Source organism: Aurantibacter sp. (assembly GCF_039941195.1).
Taxonomy (GTDB): Bacteria; Bacteroidota; Bacteroidia; order Flavobacteriales; family Flavobacteriaceae; genus Aurantibacter_A.
This window is the reverse complement of sequence record NZ_JBDVFA010000085.1, coordinates 53,704-71,260: the sequence shown is the minus strand read 5'-3', so window position 1 is coordinate 71,260 and position 17,557 is coordinate 53,704. Positions and strand designations below refer to the sequence as shown.

At 32.7% G+C, this 17,557-nt stretch carries 19 protein-coding genes; 4 read left to right on the top strand and 15 right to left on the bottom strand.

The window, feature by feature from the left end; all coding sequences use genetic code 11:
* Nucleotides 1-101: 101 nt before the first annotated feature.
* The 8 genes from ABJF52_RS13740 to ABJF52_RS13705 all read right to left on the bottom strand — a co-directional run bounded on the left by ABJF52_RS13740 (nt 102) and on the right by ABJF52_RS13705 (nt 6,473).
* A complete protein-coding gene (locus tag ABJF52_RS13740; RefSeq protein ID WP_348151304.1) occupies nt 102-839 on the bottom strand; it encodes an ABC transporter ATP-binding protein in 738 nt (245 codons plus the stop codon).
* A gap of 45 nt (nt 840-884) precedes the next feature.
* Nucleotides 885-2,351 (bottom strand): DUF5687 family protein, encoded by a 1,467-nt coding sequence (locus tag ABJF52_RS13735; protein ID WP_348151302.1) that lies wholly within the window; start codon nt 2,349-2,351, stop codon nt 885-887.
* Between the two features lie 96 nt (nt 2,352-2,447).
* On the bottom strand, nt 2,448-3,080 hold the full coding sequence (locus ABJF52_RS13730) for a hypothetical protein (protein WP_348151299.1): 633 nt from the start codon (nt 3,078-3,080) through the stop codon (nt 2,448-2,450).
* A complete protein-coding gene (locus tag ABJF52_RS13725) occupies nt 3,077-3,742 on the bottom strand; it encodes a hypothetical protein (protein ID WP_348151296.1) in 666 nt (221 codons plus the stop codon). Before ABJF52_RS13725 ends, ABJF52_RS13730 begins: the two co-directional genes overlap by 4 nt.
* Complete coding sequence (locus tag ABJF52_RS13720; protein WP_348151293.1) at nt 3,739-4,386, bottom strand: hypothetical protein; 648 nt, start codon at nt 4,384-4,386, stop codon at nt 3,739-3,741. The genes ABJF52_RS13725 and ABJF52_RS13720 overlap by 4 nt, the downstream gene beginning before the upstream one ends.
* Before the next feature lie 5 nt (nt 4,387-4,391).
* The gene (locus tag ABJF52_RS13715; RefSeq protein WP_348151290.1) at nt 4,392-4,730 is read right to left on the bottom strand and encodes a helix-turn-helix transcriptional regulator; all 339 of its coding nucleotides are present in this window, start codon (nt 4,728-4,730) and stop codon (nt 4,392-4,394) included.
* A 147-nt stretch (nt 4,731-4,877) separates the two neighbouring features.
* Entirely contained in the window at nt 4,878-6,122 is a 1,245-nt protein-coding gene (locus ABJF52_RS13710) for a sigma-70 family RNA polymerase sigma factor (RefSeq protein WP_348151288.1), read from the bottom strand.
* A 3-nt stretch (nt 6,123-6,125) separates the two neighbouring features.
* A complete protein-coding gene (locus tag ABJF52_RS13705) occupies nt 6,126-6,473 on the bottom strand; it encodes a YciI family protein (protein ID WP_348151286.1) in 348 nt (115 codons plus the stop codon).
* A gap of 208 nt (nt 6,474-6,681) precedes the next feature.
* On the opposite strand from ABJF52_RS13705, the gene ABJF52_RS13700 reads away from it, so the two are divergent.
* Nucleotides 6,682-7,731: a ferredoxin--NADP reductase gene (locus ABJF52_RS13700; RefSeq protein WP_348151283.1), complete on the top strand. Its 1,050-nt coding sequence runs from the start codon at nt 6,682-6,684 to the stop codon at nt 7,729-7,731.
* Here ABJF52_RS13700 and ABJF52_RS13695 read toward each other — a convergent pair.
* Nucleotides 7,728-8,510 carry a patatin-like phospholipase family protein gene (locus ABJF52_RS13695; protein WP_348151280.1) on the bottom strand — a complete coding sequence of 261 codons (783 nt, stop codon included), beginning with the start codon at nt 8,508-8,510 and terminating at the stop codon, nt 7,728-7,730. The genes ABJF52_RS13700 and ABJF52_RS13695 overlap by 4 nt on opposite strands.
* A 269-nt stretch (nt 8,511-8,779) precedes the next feature.
* On the opposite strand from ABJF52_RS13695, the gene ABJF52_RS13690 reads away from it, so the two are divergent.
* Both ABJF52_RS13690 and ABJF52_RS13685 read left to right on the top strand, forming a co-directional pair.
* Nucleotides 8,780-9,472 carry a DUF2064 domain-containing protein gene (locus tag ABJF52_RS13690; RefSeq protein WP_348151278.1) on the top strand — a complete coding sequence of 231 codons (693 nt, stop codon included), beginning with the start codon at nt 8,780-8,782 and terminating at the stop codon, nt 9,470-9,472.
* 518 nt (nt 9,473-9,990) lie between these two features.
* Nucleotides 9,991-10,611, top strand: coding sequence for a TetR/AcrR family transcriptional regulator (locus ABJF52_RS13685; protein WP_348151275.1), 621 nt, complete (start codon nt 9,991-9,993; stop codon nt 10,609-10,611).
* Nucleotides 10,612-10,619: 8 nt separating this feature from the next.
* Here the strand turns inward: ABJF52_RS13685 and ABJF52_RS13680 are convergent, their stop codons facing one another.
* From ABJF52_RS13680 to ABJF52_RS13670, 3 genes are read right to left on the bottom strand one after another with little or no spacing between them, the layout of a single operon-like run.
* Nucleotides 10,620-11,669 carry a glycosyltransferase family 9 protein gene (locus tag ABJF52_RS13680; RefSeq protein WP_348151272.1) on the bottom strand — a complete coding sequence of 350 codons (1,050 nt, stop codon included), beginning with the start codon at nt 11,667-11,669 and terminating at the stop codon, nt 10,620-10,622.
* A complete protein-coding gene (locus ABJF52_RS13675; RefSeq protein WP_348151269.1) occupies nt 11,666-12,268 on the bottom strand; it encodes a DUF4254 domain-containing protein in 603 nt (200 codons plus the stop codon). The genes ABJF52_RS13680 and ABJF52_RS13675 overlap by 4 nt, the downstream gene beginning before the upstream one ends.
* 27 nt (nt 12,269-12,295) lie before the next feature.
* Complete coding sequence (locus tag ABJF52_RS13670) at nt 12,296-13,237, bottom strand: DUF6427 family protein (protein ID WP_348151267.1); 942 nt, start codon at nt 13,235-13,237, stop codon at nt 12,296-12,298.
* Nucleotides 13,238-13,316: 79 nt separating this feature from the next.
* Here ABJF52_RS13670 and ABJF52_RS13665 point away from each other — a divergent pair, with 79 nt between their 5' ends.
* Nucleotides 13,317-13,541, top strand: a complete 225-nt coding sequence (locus tag ABJF52_RS13665; RefSeq protein ID WP_348151265.1) for a uracil phosphoribosyltransferase — start codon at nt 13,317-13,319, stop codon at nt 13,539-13,541.
* Here ABJF52_RS13665 and purD read toward each other — a convergent pair.
* The 3 genes from purD to ABJF52_RS13650 form a co-directional block, all read right to left on the bottom strand.
* Nucleotides 13,536-14,807: a phosphoribosylamine--glycine ligase gene (purD, locus tag ABJF52_RS13660; RefSeq protein WP_348151263.1), complete on the bottom strand. Its 1,272-nt coding sequence runs from the start codon at nt 14,805-14,807 to the stop codon at nt 13,536-13,538. The genes ABJF52_RS13665 and purD overlap by 6 nt on opposite strands.
* Before the next feature lie 358 nt (nt 14,808-15,165).
* Nucleotides 15,166-16,152 carry a UDP-glucuronic acid decarboxylase family protein gene (locus ABJF52_RS13655; protein WP_348151260.1) on the bottom strand — a complete coding sequence of 329 codons (987 nt, stop codon included), beginning with the start codon at nt 16,150-16,152 and terminating at the stop codon, nt 15,166-15,168.
* Between the two features lie 123 nt (nt 16,153-16,275).
* Nucleotides 16,276-17,496, bottom strand: coding sequence for an MraY family glycosyltransferase (locus ABJF52_RS13650; RefSeq protein WP_348151258.1), 1,221 nt, complete (start codon nt 17,494-17,496; stop codon nt 16,276-16,278).
* Nucleotides 17,497-17,557: the final 61 nt, after the last annotated feature.

Here is a 17,557-nt window from a genome sequence, read left to right as displayed (position 1 = left end):
AATCTCATGGCCTGACTTAACAACTTCTTTAAAAAAACAATTATGTAATTGACAAGTAAATAAAATGAGTACTTTCTTCAAATCATTAAGCAGTAATAAAATTACTCCTGCTCAGAGGTGATAATTTCATCTTTTGGTGCAATCGAACTGCCAAAGAAGACTTCGAGCTCTTGCAAAGTTTCTGCTGAAGTCTCTATATCCTTAACAATTTCGCCTTTATTTAAAACTACAATCCGCTCGCAAACTTCGGTAACATGAATTAAATCGTGACTAGAAACCAAAACGGTAACCCCTTTTTTATCCGCTAAATCTTTAATAATAGCTTTTAACCTAATTTGAGTAGTTGGATCAAGATTAGCAAAAGGTTCATCTAAAATTACAACTTCAGGATTACCAATAAATGAGGCAACAATACCTGCTTTCTTCTGATTACCTTTAGATAAATCCCGTAAATATTTTTTCTGATTCAGAATTTCACCATGAAAAAAATCCTCAAAATTGGCTAGTAATGCATTAACATCAGCTTTATTACAACCTCTTAATTCACCGATAAAATAAAAGTATTCTTCTGGAGTGAGGTAACTAATAAGAAAAGATTCATCAATAAAAGATGAAGTAAAGGCTTTCCAATCCTCGCTTTCACTAACTAAAATTTCATTATTCTCTATGCTACCCGATGTGGGTTGAATTAAATCTAAGAGCAAGCTAAAAAAAGTGGTTTTACCTGCACCATTATTACCTACAAGTCCGAAACTTTGCCCTTTAGGAATTTCCAATAGCTCTAGGTTTAAAACTATAGTACTTCCGTATTTCTTTGTTAAATTCTGTACTGTTATCATAAAAGTTAAAGTGTCAAATTCAAAATTTCTACTGAATAAATGCTTTTAATTTTTCTCGCTAAACCCAGCAATCATTCCATACTTTTTGGTTCTATAAATGGTGGTAATTTTATCCATTAATTTATTTCTTAGAGCAAAGCCTACTATTCCTAATAGTGCCAAAACAGCAATGGCCACTTCAAAAGAAACAAAGTACTTAATCACAAAATAAGTGACGCATGGCATAAGCATTAATGGAATAATTATTAAAAACTGCGTCGCACTTGCGCCTTGCATATTTCCTAAAGCACTCTTTTGTAAATCGATTCGTTTTTTATTCTTCGATCCAAAAAACAAGACCACCGGAACATTTATACCCAAATTATAAAGGGCACATGCAAAATTGATAACCAATATTTCCCAACCAAAATAAACATAGGGTATTGAGAGTAAGAACATGCAAACAATGCTTACATACATAAGACCTGCTTTTGAATCTAAATAGTTGCGCATTGGTATATTCTGAGCCATTAACATATTGTAATAAGCGCTATCCCAAGCTGGAATAAATTGCCCAAAATTCACCATAAATATGCCGGTTATAAATATACCAGCAAAGGCAAACATTGCTGATGTACTTCCGTAAGAATCTTGGGTGTAAAAAAACAACCCATAAAATACGATTAACAACGACATAAATACCTGCGTTTTAGTTCGTTTATTTCGCCATATCAACTTTAAATCGAGCTGTAAAAAAGGTGCAATCCTTCCAAATCGTTTCGTCCAACCCAATTCTGCAGCGTTTGCTTCTTTCACAACTTCTTTAACAGCAGCATCTAGATAAATCTTATTACGTAGATATCGGTAATTTATATAGTAGGTTAAAATTGCAATTGCTAAAGGCACTATTACCCAAATTGGATTTTCATATAATTGGTAAAAAAGCTTTCCAAATTGTTCTTTAATAGGGTACAGTTGAAAATAATCGACCCCGTAAAATAGCGCTAACACTAGCACTAAGCCAATTAAGACTTTATCGCTTTTATTAATGATGAAATTTAAAAAATTAATCGACTGCGAAATACAAGCTATTGCTACCAACCAAACCAAAACATTTAATGGCGGATATCCCTGCACCATTAACACGATACCAAACGGTACAAATAAAAATAAAGCTAGAAAATTAAAGAATGAAAAAGCCGAACGCCCCAATACATAATGTACAATAGCATCTTTTTTTACTGGTACTATTAAAAACGGCTTAATATCTATTACGGGTAGTTTTTGCATGAAATATCGAAAAACAAGCTCACCAATTATCCAGTATAAAAAAAACGAACTCACTTTAAGCATAGGGTCTTCACCTGGAAAGGCTTCTTTTAAAATAAAGAATAATCCAATACCCATTAATACTAAACAGGCCAACATATAAATTCCAAAAAATACCATTAGAATTTTAATGGCGAGACTTTTACCTAGCGAAGAGGATCTAAAAAAAGCTTTCCATTGTAGACTGGCAAAACGTTTAAACATGGTTGGTGGTTTTTCTGTTAGATTAGTATCAATAGACACCAAATTGTTACACGCTTACAAAAATTTATATTCTGGGTAGGTTTCGGCTGCTACCATCTAAATAAATTTTTGTTTTACTTCTTTTCGTTTTTCAAAAAAGAGCACTAAAAAGGCCGCATTGGCACAAAGAAAGAAACTAATTAAAAGCATTGGTACTATTAGCCAACGACTTAAATAAATGGAATCTGTATTCGAGAAATTAAAACAAAGATTAGCAAAATGAGCACCAAGTCCTATTGGAAAAACCAACATTTCTAAACTTGAAATGCGATATTTTCGTTTAGGTAACGTGCCAAGCAAATAAAATAACAATGAAAATATTAGCGAACCCCAAATCACATAAGAATAAGGAAAAGTAACCTCGAAAAATTGACTCCAATAATAGAGCAGTACAAACAATGTAATAAACAAAGCCAAAAATGGTGGTGTTAGCATTTTTCTGCCTAAAATGCCAAATGATTTCTTTTGTAGGTCTTTCCTAAGGCGCTCGTAATCTTTCTCTAATTGCTTTTTGTTATACACCATATACTCTTTAAAGGCAACATAAAAAGAACGGTTATTTTCATGCATATCATTTTCAATTGCAGTGGCGATATGGTCTAGCATTTCCATTCGCACATCTATATATTGAATGTCTGTATTCTTTAGATAATTATCAATGAATTGTATATCTGCCGTGGTTATTTTCATGCAACTATATATTTCTGAGTTTCAAAATGTGATTTATATAAATCATAAAAGTTGTATGCATTTGAAATCAATAATGAATGAAAAAACAGCAATAAAATAAAATCCGATTGTTCCGCTGAAATAAAAATGGAGCCTACAATAAGTGGATTAAAGCCAAGGTACATAAATGCAAAACCTACCGCATGTGTTTTGTATAAGAATCTAAAAGAAGTATGATACCCTGAACTCCTTATTCTAAAATGAAAAAACAAAATAACTCCTAAGAAAACGGCGTATAAAGAACCTATTACTAGTCGCAATACTTCATATACCATAGACAGGTTAGACAAAGAAAGAATATATAGTAAACCCATTATCACGACGGCTACTAATATTGTTCTTAAGTACATATTTTTAATTTTCTGAACCGCTTTCTGTATCATTAACTTTGGGCCAACCCAAGCAACACCCAACCAAAAACTAGAATAACCGCCTAGCTCATTTTTCCATTTACCAATAACAGTATCGAAAGCACCATTGAAATCTAAACTGGTTTCTTCCATCGATTTTTCAATATCAGTTGCCATATGATCTATGACCTCATTTCTTACATCTAAATGAGTTAACCCTGTAAAGTTTAAATGGCTTTCTATTTTTTGTAATTGGTGATTAGTTAGTTTCATGTCATTGAAGATTTTAAAAATTCATACTCCTTTAGACCTCTTTTACGTTTTGTTTTAACTTCGATTAATGCAGCGATATTAACGATTAAAGCAATTGTAAAGTACAATGTTGCGTAATGCGAATGGGTCTGAAATATTGGTTCTAAAATTCCAACAACACCAATAAATATATTTGGTAGACTATAAATATTAATTAATGTAGAAACCGAAAACATCTTACTTTCATTTTTTGACCGTATGCCCCAATAAATCATATCAACATATTGGAATATTATAACGCCTATAAAAACCCAGAACATACTATTGTTCATTAGTACAGAACCATATTCTGCTTTAATAGAAATGAGAATTGAAAGCCATACAAATAACACCCCATAAAAGAGAGGCGTTTTAAAAAAAGACAAGACCCTTCTTAATAATGACTTCTGATAACCCCAATGAATTGATTTTGCTCTTTTTTCTGCAATTATTCTACACCATGCTGTTCTTTTTCTAAGAAAAGATTCAAGGTCAGGGTAATTTTCAATGGCTTCATATTCGGTAACCAAATGATCAATTAATTCATAACGTATATCGATATACTTGATTCCTTTTTTAATCAAATACTTATCAATATTTACTATGTCTTCTTTGGTTAATTTCATATAATTTATTGAATACTCCAATTCGGATTTACCAATTGCTGCATGCTTCTAATAAACTCTTCAAGCTCTGCTAAACGGTTTACGGTTTCTTTTTCTCCTTTTTCTGTTAGCTTATAATATTTGCGTAAACGATTATCAACCTTTGCAACCTCAACATCTAACAAACCTTCTGCTTCCAACTTATGTAATGCTGGGTATAATGCTCCTTCGGTAATTTGTAATTCGCCTTTGGTAAGGTCTTTTACTTTTTGAGTAATCTCGTAGCCATACATCTTCCCCTTTTCTTCTAAAAGTTTTAGAATAATGGTATTGAGACTTCCTTTATATAATTTTGAGTTTGCCATTCAAATATTCTTGTTTTAATCCCGCAAAAGCGAAAACACTGATACCAACACTTTGTTTTTGGCAGCATTTGCCTTGGCAATTGAACAATATGATAAACTAAATATATGCATAATTTTCTTATGCATAAGAATTTTAGGTATAATTTTTTAATTTGTAGTTCCTAAAAAGTCCATTTTCTTTTTCAGATAAGCTTTTTCCAAAGTATTTGATGTATTGGCAATTGCCTTTTCATAACAAGAAATCGCAGTAAGTTTATCGCCTTTTTTTGAATAGTATTCTGCCCAACATCCAAAATATAAATATTGCCTTTGACCAAGTTTGTCGCATTTTATGGCTTCTAATATTTCTTTCGCTGCTTGTAGTTTATTCAATTGTATGTTAACAATGGCTTTATTTAAAAGCGTAAAATCATTTGGCTGTATTTCATAGAGCTTATCATAATAATGTAAGATAATATTCCAATTGGTATCACTGAAAGTACTAGCTTTTACGTGCTCTAACGCAATTGCCGCCTCAAAATGATAAATTGATATATCATCAAATTCTGTAGCCTTGGTTAGTGCATTTTTAGCCAATTCAATCATTGGTGCATGCCATTTACTTCGATCTTGATGTCTAATATCTACAATTTCATTTATATTATTTGTTTTGCTTTCTAATCGTGATGCATGAAAACACATCAGCGCAAATAGGGCATACATACTACCAGACCTAAATTTTTCCTTTCTTAACAGCAATTTACTCAACCGAATTGCTTCACCACACAAATCTTCGCGAATTAAATTAGCTGTATTTGTTGAGTGAAACCCTTCATTAAAGGTTAGATAAATAACTTCCATAACCCGTATAAGTCGACCCTGTAGTTCGTGTGGTTCTGGAAATTCAAATTGAATATTGTTTGCAACAATTGACTTTCTAGCTCTTTGAAGTCTTTTTGTAATTGCATCTTCACGTGTTAATAGAGCTGCAGCAATTTCTTTGGTGCTAAATCCTGAAATTGTTTTTAAGGCAAATGCTATTTGTTCTTGTGGTTTTAAATTTGGGTGACATGCGACAAATATCATACGCAACTGACTATCCTCTATTTCGTGATCTAAAAATAAATCACTAATTGGAATAGAAATTGTGCCAGCACTTATCTGTTGATGTCTATTTTTTTCTGATTTAAGACTCCGCAATAAATCGATTGTTCGATTCTTAGCTACCTTAGTTAACCATGCTTCAGGATTATCTGGAAGTTTATTACGCCATTGTAAAGTTGCTTTTATAAACGAATCTTGAACGGCGTCTTCAATAGTTTGAATATGAGCGAGTCCGAAAAATCTAGTTAAAATAGCGACCATCTTTCCATAATGATGCCTGAAAAGATGGTCGATAATTTTATGCTCCATAAATTACTGGTTAAAAACCATTACTTCACGAATTTCTACTGTGCCTCCTAAATCATAATCTGGATAATCTTGTGCAATTTCAACAACCGCGTCAGCATTTTCGGCGGTAACTATATAGTAACCACCTATTAATTCTTTGCTGTCTGCAAAAGGACCATCACTTACAGTTCTGTCTTTACCAATAACTCGTTTTACCGTTGGCACCAATGCATCTCCTGCTTTAACTATGCCTTGAGCCGCCATTTTCTCATTCCAGCCAAACCATTTACCCATTCGTTCTTGCAATTGCTCTGGAGACAATCCTAATTCTTGATAGTCGGCTCCAATAAAAATCATCATAAAGTCTTTCATGTTTTAAATTTTTTAAAAGTTATTAATTATTTACCCTATGACGATGCCAAAACTTATAAAAGGACATTTTAAGGTTATTTTTCACAAAAATGAAGAAATAGCACTAAAACTGGTACATTTTAGCGGTTTGAATATATTATTTTTTCCTTTCAAATTTTAATTCGTGTTTCCAATGCCTATTTTTGCAATCCGTTTTTAAATAATAGTAATGGCACAATTTCATTCGCTTAACGTAAAGCATGTAAAACCTTTGACTTCTAGTTCTGTGGCAATCACATTTGAGGTTCCTAAAGATTTGTTGCAAACGTTCGATTTTATTCCAGGACAATATATCACCATAAAAAAGGAGATTAAAGGCAAAGAATTACGAAGAGCATATTCTATTAGTTCTGATCCTAAAAAGGACTGTTTTACAATTGGTGTTAAAAAAGTAGACAATGGCGGTTTTTCTGATTATGCAAATACTAAATTAGCTGTTGGTGATAGTTTGGAAATAATGCCTCCGGAAGGACGCTTTATTTTTAAGCGAAAAGCGTATCAAACTAATATTGCTGCTTTTGCCGCTGGTAGTGGTATTACTCCAATTATGAGTATCGCAAAAAGTGTTTTAGCAAGCAACCCTAAAAACACATTTGTTCTGGTTTACGGTAACAAATCCAGTAAAGACACCATGTTTTATACGGATTTGGTGAAATTACAATTAGAATATTCCAATCGGTTTTTTATCTATTTTACCAATAGCCAATCGCACGAAGATAATTCTCTCTTTGGTCGTATTGATGTTTCTACAGTTAATTATGCTTTAAAGAATAAACATAAGGACATCGATTTTGATGGTTATTATCTTTGTGGTCCTGAGGCTATGATAAACTTGGTTTCCAATACTTTAAAGGAAAATGAAATAAGTGAAGACAAAATTCATTACGAATTATTTACTAGTACTGAGATTTTAGAAGAACTACCTGAAAACGTTTCCGGTAAAACTGATGTTACCATTGTTCTGGATGATGAGGAGTTTAATTTCTCCATGGATAAAAAAGAAATTGTTCTTGATGCTGTACTTAAAGAAAATATAGATGCGCCCTATTCTTGTCAGGGTGGTGTATGTAGTAGTTGTATTGCTAGAGTAACTGAAGGGAAAGTAGAGATGGTTAAAAATCAAATTTTAACGGATAGTGAAATTGCTGAGGGCTTAATTTTAACTTGCCAAGCACATGCAACGACGCCATCTGTAAAGATTGACTATGATGATGTTTAACTTTTAATGCTTTCATTTAAAATATTCATAGCATGGTCGTAACCAATAGTAAAGGCGCGCTCAATACCTTTTTTATCTAATATTCCAAAGGTTTCTAATTGTTCCGGTTCAAAGATTAAATTGCAATGCTGCAACTTTGCCTTATATGTTGCATAAATCATTAACGATGTTACCCTATTCGCCAATTTTAATGATGAATTTATTGCCTTTTTTGGAATTTGCTCTATAGTACCTACATTACTCCCGATTATAAATTCACAATCATCTATCAATGGTTCTACGGGAAAATTATTCATTATTCCGCCATCTGCATACAATTGCCCTTCTATCTCAATAGGACTAAAAACTGGTGGAAGTGCAGCGGATGCTAACAATGTATTAATTAGTTCTCCGCGATAAAACTGCCTTTGCGTACCTTCCTGCAAATTTGTTGCGGTTACGAACAGTTTTTTATTCAATGCTTGAAAAGAATCTTCGTTAAATCGTTTTAGAAAAAGATTATAATATTTAACGGTGTCTATTAAACCTGGTTTAGCAAAAGTTAAAAAGTTGTATTTAACCAAAGGTGTTTCTTTAAAAAAAGACAACATTTGCTCAACACTACTGCCATTAGCATAGAGTGCTCCTACCAAAGCTCCTGCGCTAGAACCAGATATTACATCCACATTTATATCGAATTCATTTAAAGCCTTTATTAAGCCAATATGAGCAATGCCTTTTACTCCTCCGCCCGATAGTACTAGACCAATTTTTTTTGATTGAAGATCTTCTAAGCGCATACCTATTTTTTCAAATACTAATTTAATGTCTTTAGTTTTTAAACGCGAATGTGCACCATTAAATAACGACTAAATATTCTTACATCTAATTTATATTTGATTTCCATTTTAAATATGATTAATTTCCGTTTTAATCATTAACTAACTGGCCTTAAGTAAGTTTACGCACCAATTTTGTAGTAATAATTGTTAAAATATTGTAAGGTTTGGTCAATATTTCATTACCTATTAAACATTTTATGTCGTATTTTTAGCACAACAACAATCTAATGAGTAAGAATTCTTCGCAATCAATAGCCATTTTGATTTTTACACGCTCGGCCATTACGGACGCTGAGCACAAGTCAATTTCAGATGGGGAAAAACTTTTTGATGCTTTAAATGATCATTTTTTGGAAGTGGTAGAAAATACCGGTCTCCCTTATATCATAATTGATGATAAACATCAAAAAGGAGATTCTTTTGGTGAGCGCTATAGTAAAGCTATTGAAAGTGTTTTTAACCAAGGTTTTGAAAATATTATCTCTATAGGAAACGATAGTCCTCGCTTATCAACAGAAATTATTTTGGATGCAGTTAGAACTTTACAGGAAGGCAATGCAACAATAGGACCATCAGTTGATGGTGGCTTTTATCTTTTAGGCATGCATCGTTCTAATTTTAATAGAGAGCGATTTGAGAAATTATCTTGGCAAACGCAGACAATTACTCGTGAAGTACAAAAAATTCTGGAAGAAAAAGGTAGAAAGTATATCTTACTTCCAACCTTATTTGACATTGACTGCCTTTATGATCTTAAACTTTTTATCAGCCAAGAGGATGACTGCTCAAAAAACCTGTACAATATTGCTAAAGACATTTTTGACACCACTGTTAGCAAATATTTATTTGTTGATGTTATTGATGAAAGACTACCAATGTTAGCTAGTGAAGAAAAAGAATACCTAAAACAGAAAAAGTGATACTTCTATATTTACTCGGATACTATTAAATATCTGTCGTGTACTGTCCAATCGATTTAATTTTATTTAATAGTAACGTCATTAAGTAAAGAAAGCTACTGAGGCGATTTAATAGTACAAATTTGTTCATCAACTATTCTACCGTTACATTTCTCAATTATTATAATTTCTATTTTCACCAACCTATAAAGGTGACCTAAAATCCAATACAGCATATTAACTATCACTTGCTAGAGCGCAAATACTAATTTTGGCACCCTTAAAACAAACTTATTGAGCTTTTTGAATGCGATAACTTCCGAGAATTTAATACAATGAGATAGCATTAATAAGGCGTTTTGCATTTGAACGATAACTTTGACCGACTCGTCGGTTTGTAACATTTCGAGTCTACCACTATTATTCCAATTTCTTACCTTTCAACGACTATTTTAACCGCACATCTATCTAGCAACAAAACAGCAACAATTTAAAGGTTTTATATATGACTCATCGGTCGGTTTAACCTTAAATATTAAATGATGCAGAAAAATTTAAAACGCATGGCAACCATGCAAAGAATGCAAGTAACAGGACTTGAACTTTTTTATAAAAATGGATACTACAATACTAGTATAGACGATATATTAAAGAAATTAGAATTATCTAAAGGTGCTTTTTATTACCATTATGAATCAAAGGAAGACTTCTTTATTCAAATTATAGAAAACCTATTAGTTAGAAAAGTATACAGCATGTTGATTGAACCTGTAGAGGGTCATGAAAATACCTCCGATCTAATTATGCAGTGTTATGATAATGCCTTGGAAACTGCCGTGCATAACGAAATGGATTTTGGCTTTGTACTTGGCAACTTCATCTCTGAGTTTAATGGTAGAAATCCTAAAATAATGAAACACCTAAATGACATTATAAGAATTTGGGAAGTAAATCTCGTTTCTGTAATTCAACGTGGTAAATTCGAAGGTCATATTGATCGTCACGCAGATGCTGAAGGTGTAGCTCTATTTATAATGAGTTCTTTTATGGGTGTTCGTACGTTAATGGTAGAAACCGCGCCAAGTGCTCGTAAATACAGATTTATGTCACAATTGAGAATGTTTTTAAAATCAATAGAAAATAAACAACCAGCGCTATAAATTATATTCTAATTCGACAGTAATATTTTTTCGATATTTCGAAGAATCTCAGCAGGTGATATAGTTGTCATTGCGTTTTCATAACCCTCAGGAAACTTATTACCATAAATTGAAGTCGGAATTAATGGGTAAACAGACCGATCGGCCATTAGCATTTCATTTTTACCAAAATTAAAAGGAGAAAAACCAGCATAGGGGTGGGTAACACCCCATAAAGTAAGTATTGGAACCCCATAATTGGCAGCTAAATGAGCATTTCCACTATCCATGGCAACCATTATATCTAGTTTTGAAATTAGCTGAAGTTCTTCCTGAAAAGTGAGTAAACCAGCACAATTAACCGCATTTTTATATGTTGTATCAAAATTTTGAAGCACTTTAATTTCCGTAGCTCCACCTCCAAAGAAAAAAATCTGGTAAGCTTTGCTTTTATTAAGCTCGCAAATTACATCTTCCATAAATTCCAATGGATACATTTTACTTTTATAGGCTGCAAAAGGTGCAATTCCAATTTTCTTTTTACTAACACCACTTACTAGTTCTTTAACTTTATTCGAAGTAATCAAAACATCGATTGGTTTTGCATGAGACAAATCAAAAGAAAATCCCAAATTGCTGAACACATCAACATAGCGCTGATGTGTTGATTTTAATGAATTTTTAAGTTCCCCACCCTTTAAAGCTGTTAGCACTTTTTTTTCCAATCGCCCCTTATCTATTTGCTCAAAAGGAATACTTGTGAAAGCAAAAAAGCTTTTTAAAATGTTGCTTCGCAATACATTGTGTAAATCGGCTACTACATCAATATTTAAACTTTTTAGTTCTCGGAATAAACGCCATAAGCCTAAAAAACCCTGATGCCTTCCTTTAACCTCGGCTTCAAAAACACTAACATTAGGAAATGGCTCAAAAACTGGTGCAAGAAACTTACGGGTTAATACTGTAATCTTAACATTTGGATATTTCTCGAAAAAAGCAGCAAGCACTGGTACCGTCATTGCAACGTCACCCATAGCAGAAAGCCGTATAACTAAAATATGTGAGGAATTATTTTTCACTTTGTACCACGAAGTACTGGGTTTAGTTCTTCATCATTATACATTTTCATCTGCTTATAGACTTTCATATATTTATCACCCGATTCTATATCAGATATAAGTTGATCTATGGCTGTTGAGAGATCTTTCTTTTGTTCCAATAGTACACTCAATTTTTGGCTACACAAATCCTTGTGTGCTTCATCAGCGTCTGGTCGTTCAGCTTCTTCTCGCATATGGTAAATTTTTAATGCAAGAATGGACAAGCGATCTATAGCCCAGGCCGGACTTTCAGTATTAATAGTTGCTCCTTCTTTGATTTCTACTGATTGGTATTTTTTTAAAAAATAACTATCAACATACTCCACCAAATCCGTACGATCCTGATTGCTAGCGTCAATTTTTCGTTTTAAAGCTAAAGCTGCCACAGGGTCGATATTAGGATCACGGATAATATCTTCATAATGCCATTGTACCGTGTCAATCCAATTTTTGCGATAAAGCAAATGATCTATACCCGTATCTTTATAAGGATTTTCAAAATCTTGACTTACATCATCAATCTCATGATATTTTGATATACTCTCTTCGAAAATTGAAAATGCGTGTTCGCTAAACATAATTGAAATCTTTTGACAAATATACCCTTATTTAAGAATAAATAAATCCGTTATAAATACCATAAATGGTAATAAAATAGAAGCCATTAAAACTATTTCCTTAATGTTTTCTTTAGTAATAGATTCAACATAATTCGTTAGAAAAACTACAGCTGGAAAAAACGTAAGCATTAAGGGGTGTTTTTCAGAACCTGATAACAACACTTCAATTACAAGCCCAATTACAAATGCCAGTGCCACCAATCTTAAGGTAACTATTTTTCCAACACCCACGTTGGATAGTTTTAAAAATGATAGTAACCCTGTAATACAAATTAACAGTATATAAATAACTCGTTTTGCACTCTTCACCCAATCCATAAAGCGTGAAGACTGAAAATCTAACTCAAAATTATAATATTCCCATAGAAATTCCTTGTTTCCATTTAAAATTGTAATGGCGTAGACTATCATAAAATATGTAAAAATACTAGCGAAAGGCACTAACCAGTTTTTAATATTCTTAGGCTCATAAATATAAATCGCAATTAAAACTAGAATTAAATACAAAACCGCCCAATCATAACACAAACTAGCAATCATAATCCAAAAAGTTGCATCGAAAATTTTTAGCTTAATATTTTTTAATGACCGAATACTAATTAACCTTCTTAATGCTAAAAGAACACAAAAACTACTTCCGATGGCATAATAATCTACCAAAGTTTCTGGAAAGACTACCATTAACAACACATAAAACAATATAGCAAAGGAGTTTAAGCCGGTCATTTTATTTCTTTTCACTATAAAATTCACTAAAATAAAACTGACCATAAGCACCACTAAAACCGCCAAACGAACTGCGATTTGTCCTATTTCATAGGCCTCACCAAACATGTAGAATAACACTAACCAATAAAAACAGAAGAGAAACGTTAAAACAATAATGAAGTTTATTGGCTTAGTTTTCCCAAAAATGCTTTGAATCATCTGAGGATTTTATACTTTTGTGTTCAAATATAGCAATAGACTGGGCTTCTAAAAAAGCTCAATTTCAAATAAAAAATATATGTGGCGTTCTTTTTTCGAAGGTATTAATGATTTATTCGTAAATGTTCTGTTTGCTCCTTTTGATTTTTTCAGATTTATGGATAATTGGTGGGCAGCAAATACAATTAACTGGATTTTGGCTGTTGTAGGTATGGTTGCGTTTGTTTACTGGATGCTTCAATTAAAAGAATATGCAGCAAACGACGAAGAAGATAAGAGTATTAGCTCTCATTCTTACTTATAAATCGAAGCCAATATCTTTACGATAGTTAATCCTATCAAAATGTAGTTTTTCTATATTTTGATAGGATTTTTTTAGCGCCTTTTTAAAATCATCTCCATAAGATGTAACCGCTAATACGCGACCACCATTGGTCAGTACTTTATCGTTTTCAAGCTTTGTACCAGCATGAAAAACAATAGAATCCGCTATGTTTTCAAAACCTGTAATTTCCATTCCCTTTTCATATGTACCGGGATATCCACCAGAAACAGCCATTACCGTAGTAGCTGTTCTAGGATCAATTTTTAAATTGATTTCATCCAACTTTTGGTGAGCCACAGCTTGAAACACTTCTACCAAATCATTTTCTATTCTTGGTATTACAACTTCAGTCTCAGGATCGCCCAAACGAACGTTATATTCTATTACAAAAGGATCATCCCCAACTTTTATCAATCCTATAAAAATAAAACCTTTGTATGGCAACTGATCCGTTTTAAGACCCTCTACGGTCGGTTTAACGACCCTCTCGTGGATTTTATCCATAAATTCTGGGGTAGAGAAAGGAACGGGAGAAATAGCCCCCATACCCCCTGTATTTAAGCCTGTATCGCCTTCACCTATTCTTTTATAATCTTTTGCTGTTGGCAACACTTTGTATCCCTCTCCATCCGTTAAAACAAAAACACTTAACTCTATTCCATCTAAAAACTCTTCTATTACAACGGTTTTACTAGCATTTCCAAATTTTGAATTTGCTAACATCGCATGTAATTCCTGTTTTGCTTCTTCTAAATCATTTAAAATTAAAACACCTTTACCTGCAGCCAAACCATCAGCTTTTAGCACATAAGGTGCTGCAATACTTTCTAAGAACTTATATCCGTTCTCAAGTGTGTCCACTGTAAAACTTTCGTATGCTGCCGTTGGAATACTATGCTTTATCATAAATTCTTTTGCAAATTCCTTACTTCCCTCTAGTTCTGCAGCAGCCTTTTGAGGACCTATTACCGGAATATTTTTCAAATTAGAATTGCTTAGAAAATAGTCATGAACTCCGTTAACCAAAGGATCTTCAGGCCCAACCACGACCAAATCAATATCATTTTCTAAAACCGCTTCTTCAATCTTTTGAAAATCATTTACACCAATCGGGATATTTTTGGCTATTGCCGCCGTACCAGCATTACCTGGAGCGACATAAAGATTTTTACATTTTGGACTTTGATTGAGTTTCCAAGCAAGAGCATGCTCGCGACCACCTGAACCTAAAATAAGAATATTCATTTGTAGAAAATTTGCCCAAAAATAATCCTATTCCAAACAACTGCGTAGAAGCTACTCTTATATTTTTTTAATCCTCTAAAAATAAAAGTAAGAAACACCCAATTTTACATTATATGCTCTCTAATTTACATAAACGCTCTTTGGGACGTTTCTAATGGTAAAACAAAAGCTAAAACCATCAATAACACCTGTTAATTCGACGTTTTACTGGGTTTTATATAAATCGTATACGATTTATTTAGCCCCTGTTAAACGGCCATTTTTAATAAAATCGTCACAGGATAATAGTAAACACCATAAAAAAGAGGTTTTGGAATTCTTTATCCAAAACCTCTTAAATTTTTTAGTTTTTATTCTCTTAATTCTTATTTCTATCCTTAAAATCTCGGTGTTCCGTTTTCTCTAAATCTTCTTTTGATAAAGATTTAAAATAATCGAAAGTTTTCTTCATTCCTTCAGCTCTACCAACTTTTGGTTCCCAGTCTAAAATTCTTTTGGCTTTAGAAATATCAGGTTGGCGTTGCATAGGATCATCTTGTGGTAAATCTTTATAAATTACTTTTTGATCAGTACCTGTTAATTTGATAATTTCTTCTGCAAAATCTTTGATTGTAATTTCATGAGGATTACCAATATTAACTGGATTACTATAATCACTTAGTAATAATCTATAAATACCTTCAACCTCATCGTCTACGTAGCAAAAAGAACGTGTTTGTGAACCGTCTCCAAATACAGTTAAATCTTCACCCCGTAAGGCTTGGCCCATAAATGCTGGAATTACACGACCATCATTTAAGCGCATTCTCGGACCGTATGTATTAAAAATACGTACGATACGTGTTTCCACACCATGAAAACGATGATATGCCATTGTAATTGATTCTTGGAAACGTTTAGCTTCATCATAAACTCCCCTTGGTCCAATGGTGTTTACATTACCATAATACTCTTCGGTTTGTGGGTGTACTAATGGATCACCATAGATTTCAGAAGTTGATGCTATTAATATTCTAGCATTTTTCTCTTTAGCCAAACCTAATAGGTTATGCGTGCCTAAAGCCCCTACTTTCAACGTTTGAATAGGAATTTTTAAATAATCTATTGGACTTGCTGGTGATGCAAAATGCAATATATAATCTAAATCACCGGGCACATGTACAAATTTTGTTACATCATGATGGTAATACTCGAAATTTTCAAGTTTAAACAGATGCTCTATGTTCTTTAAGTCTCCGGTAATAAGGTTATCCATTGCAATTACATGGAATCCCTCTTCTATAAATCGGTCGCAAAGATGAGACCCTAAAAATCCGGCTGCGCCAGTAATCAAAACTTTTTTCATAGTGTAATTAAGCTATAATGGTTTCTTATTATGTTGGGGTAGCAAATGTATGTTCGAAATAAAATCCTACAAAAAATTATGGTTTAAAAACATAGATATTGGGCAACATGTAAGCAAACGAGCTTAATAAGTTCTTTCATTTTCCGATTCCGCCTTATCCTCATAAGAATCTACATTATCTCTTTTCTTAGCTCGCACTTGACCATTCTTACCCGAATCACCACTTTTTGTCTTGTTTTTTATCTTATCTACTCTTCTTCTAAGCAATATCTTCTGCTTCATAGTAGTAAAATTATAGTTATACTTAAAAAAGATGTAACCCAATAAAATCACCACGGACACCAACATAATTGCTAATCCGAAGTTTTTCGCAGTGCTTCCTAGCACAATAAATAGCATTACGAACATCAAATTAAAACATCCTATGATAAAACTAGCTTGTTTATGACTTAACCCCCAATAATCTATTAACACATGATGCGTATGATTGCGATCTGGTGAAAATGGCGCTCTTTTATTTGCAATACGAATAGCAAATACTCTGGCCGTGTCAAAAAGTGGCACTATTAAAATACTTATAGCTATTAAGGGAGCATTTTCTAATAAAAATGGAATCTCCGTATAATCTTGAGGTTTTAAAGCCAAAAATTTTAAAGTAAGAATACTTATTACAAAGCCTACCATTAAAGACCCAGTATCTCCCATAAATATTTTTTTATCTGAAGACAAGTTAAACCCTAAAAATGCCATTAAACTTGCATTCATGGTTATTGCTAATAACGCAAAGAAATATTCCTCGCTTAAATAAAAAATTGTAGTATAGATAACCATAATTACCATTCCTACAACCGAAGCTAAACCGTCTATACCATCTATTAAGTTGTATGAATTAATGATGGTCAACATCATAAACCCAGCTATAAATAAGTACAGGTAATAAGGTATTTCATTAATATTTAAAAAACCATTTAAAGAACCAATAACAAAACCTGGATTTACTAAGATAAAAGCAACGGCAAATACTTGAGCAACTAGTTTTGCACCAGGTGATATTACCACCAAATCATCTTTAAGACCAACAATAAATAAAATAGTAAGACCGGGAATAATATACATAGCTTCATCAAAAACATCGCGGTCTTTAATAAAAAAAAGTGCAAAAATTAAGGTATAATAAAAAGAAACGCCTCCTAATGTTGGAGTTCTTTTTGCGTGTGAACTACGGCCATTTGGGTCATCAGTAAGCCTTCTAAACTCAACTACATTTATAATCTTTGGTATAGTTAAGTAGGTCAGCATAAAAGCGCCTAATGATATTAAAATGGCTGTTTCTAGAAAAAACACTTTATATAACTATTTATTATGAATATTCTGACAGAAAATTCAAGATACACCAAAGTTATGG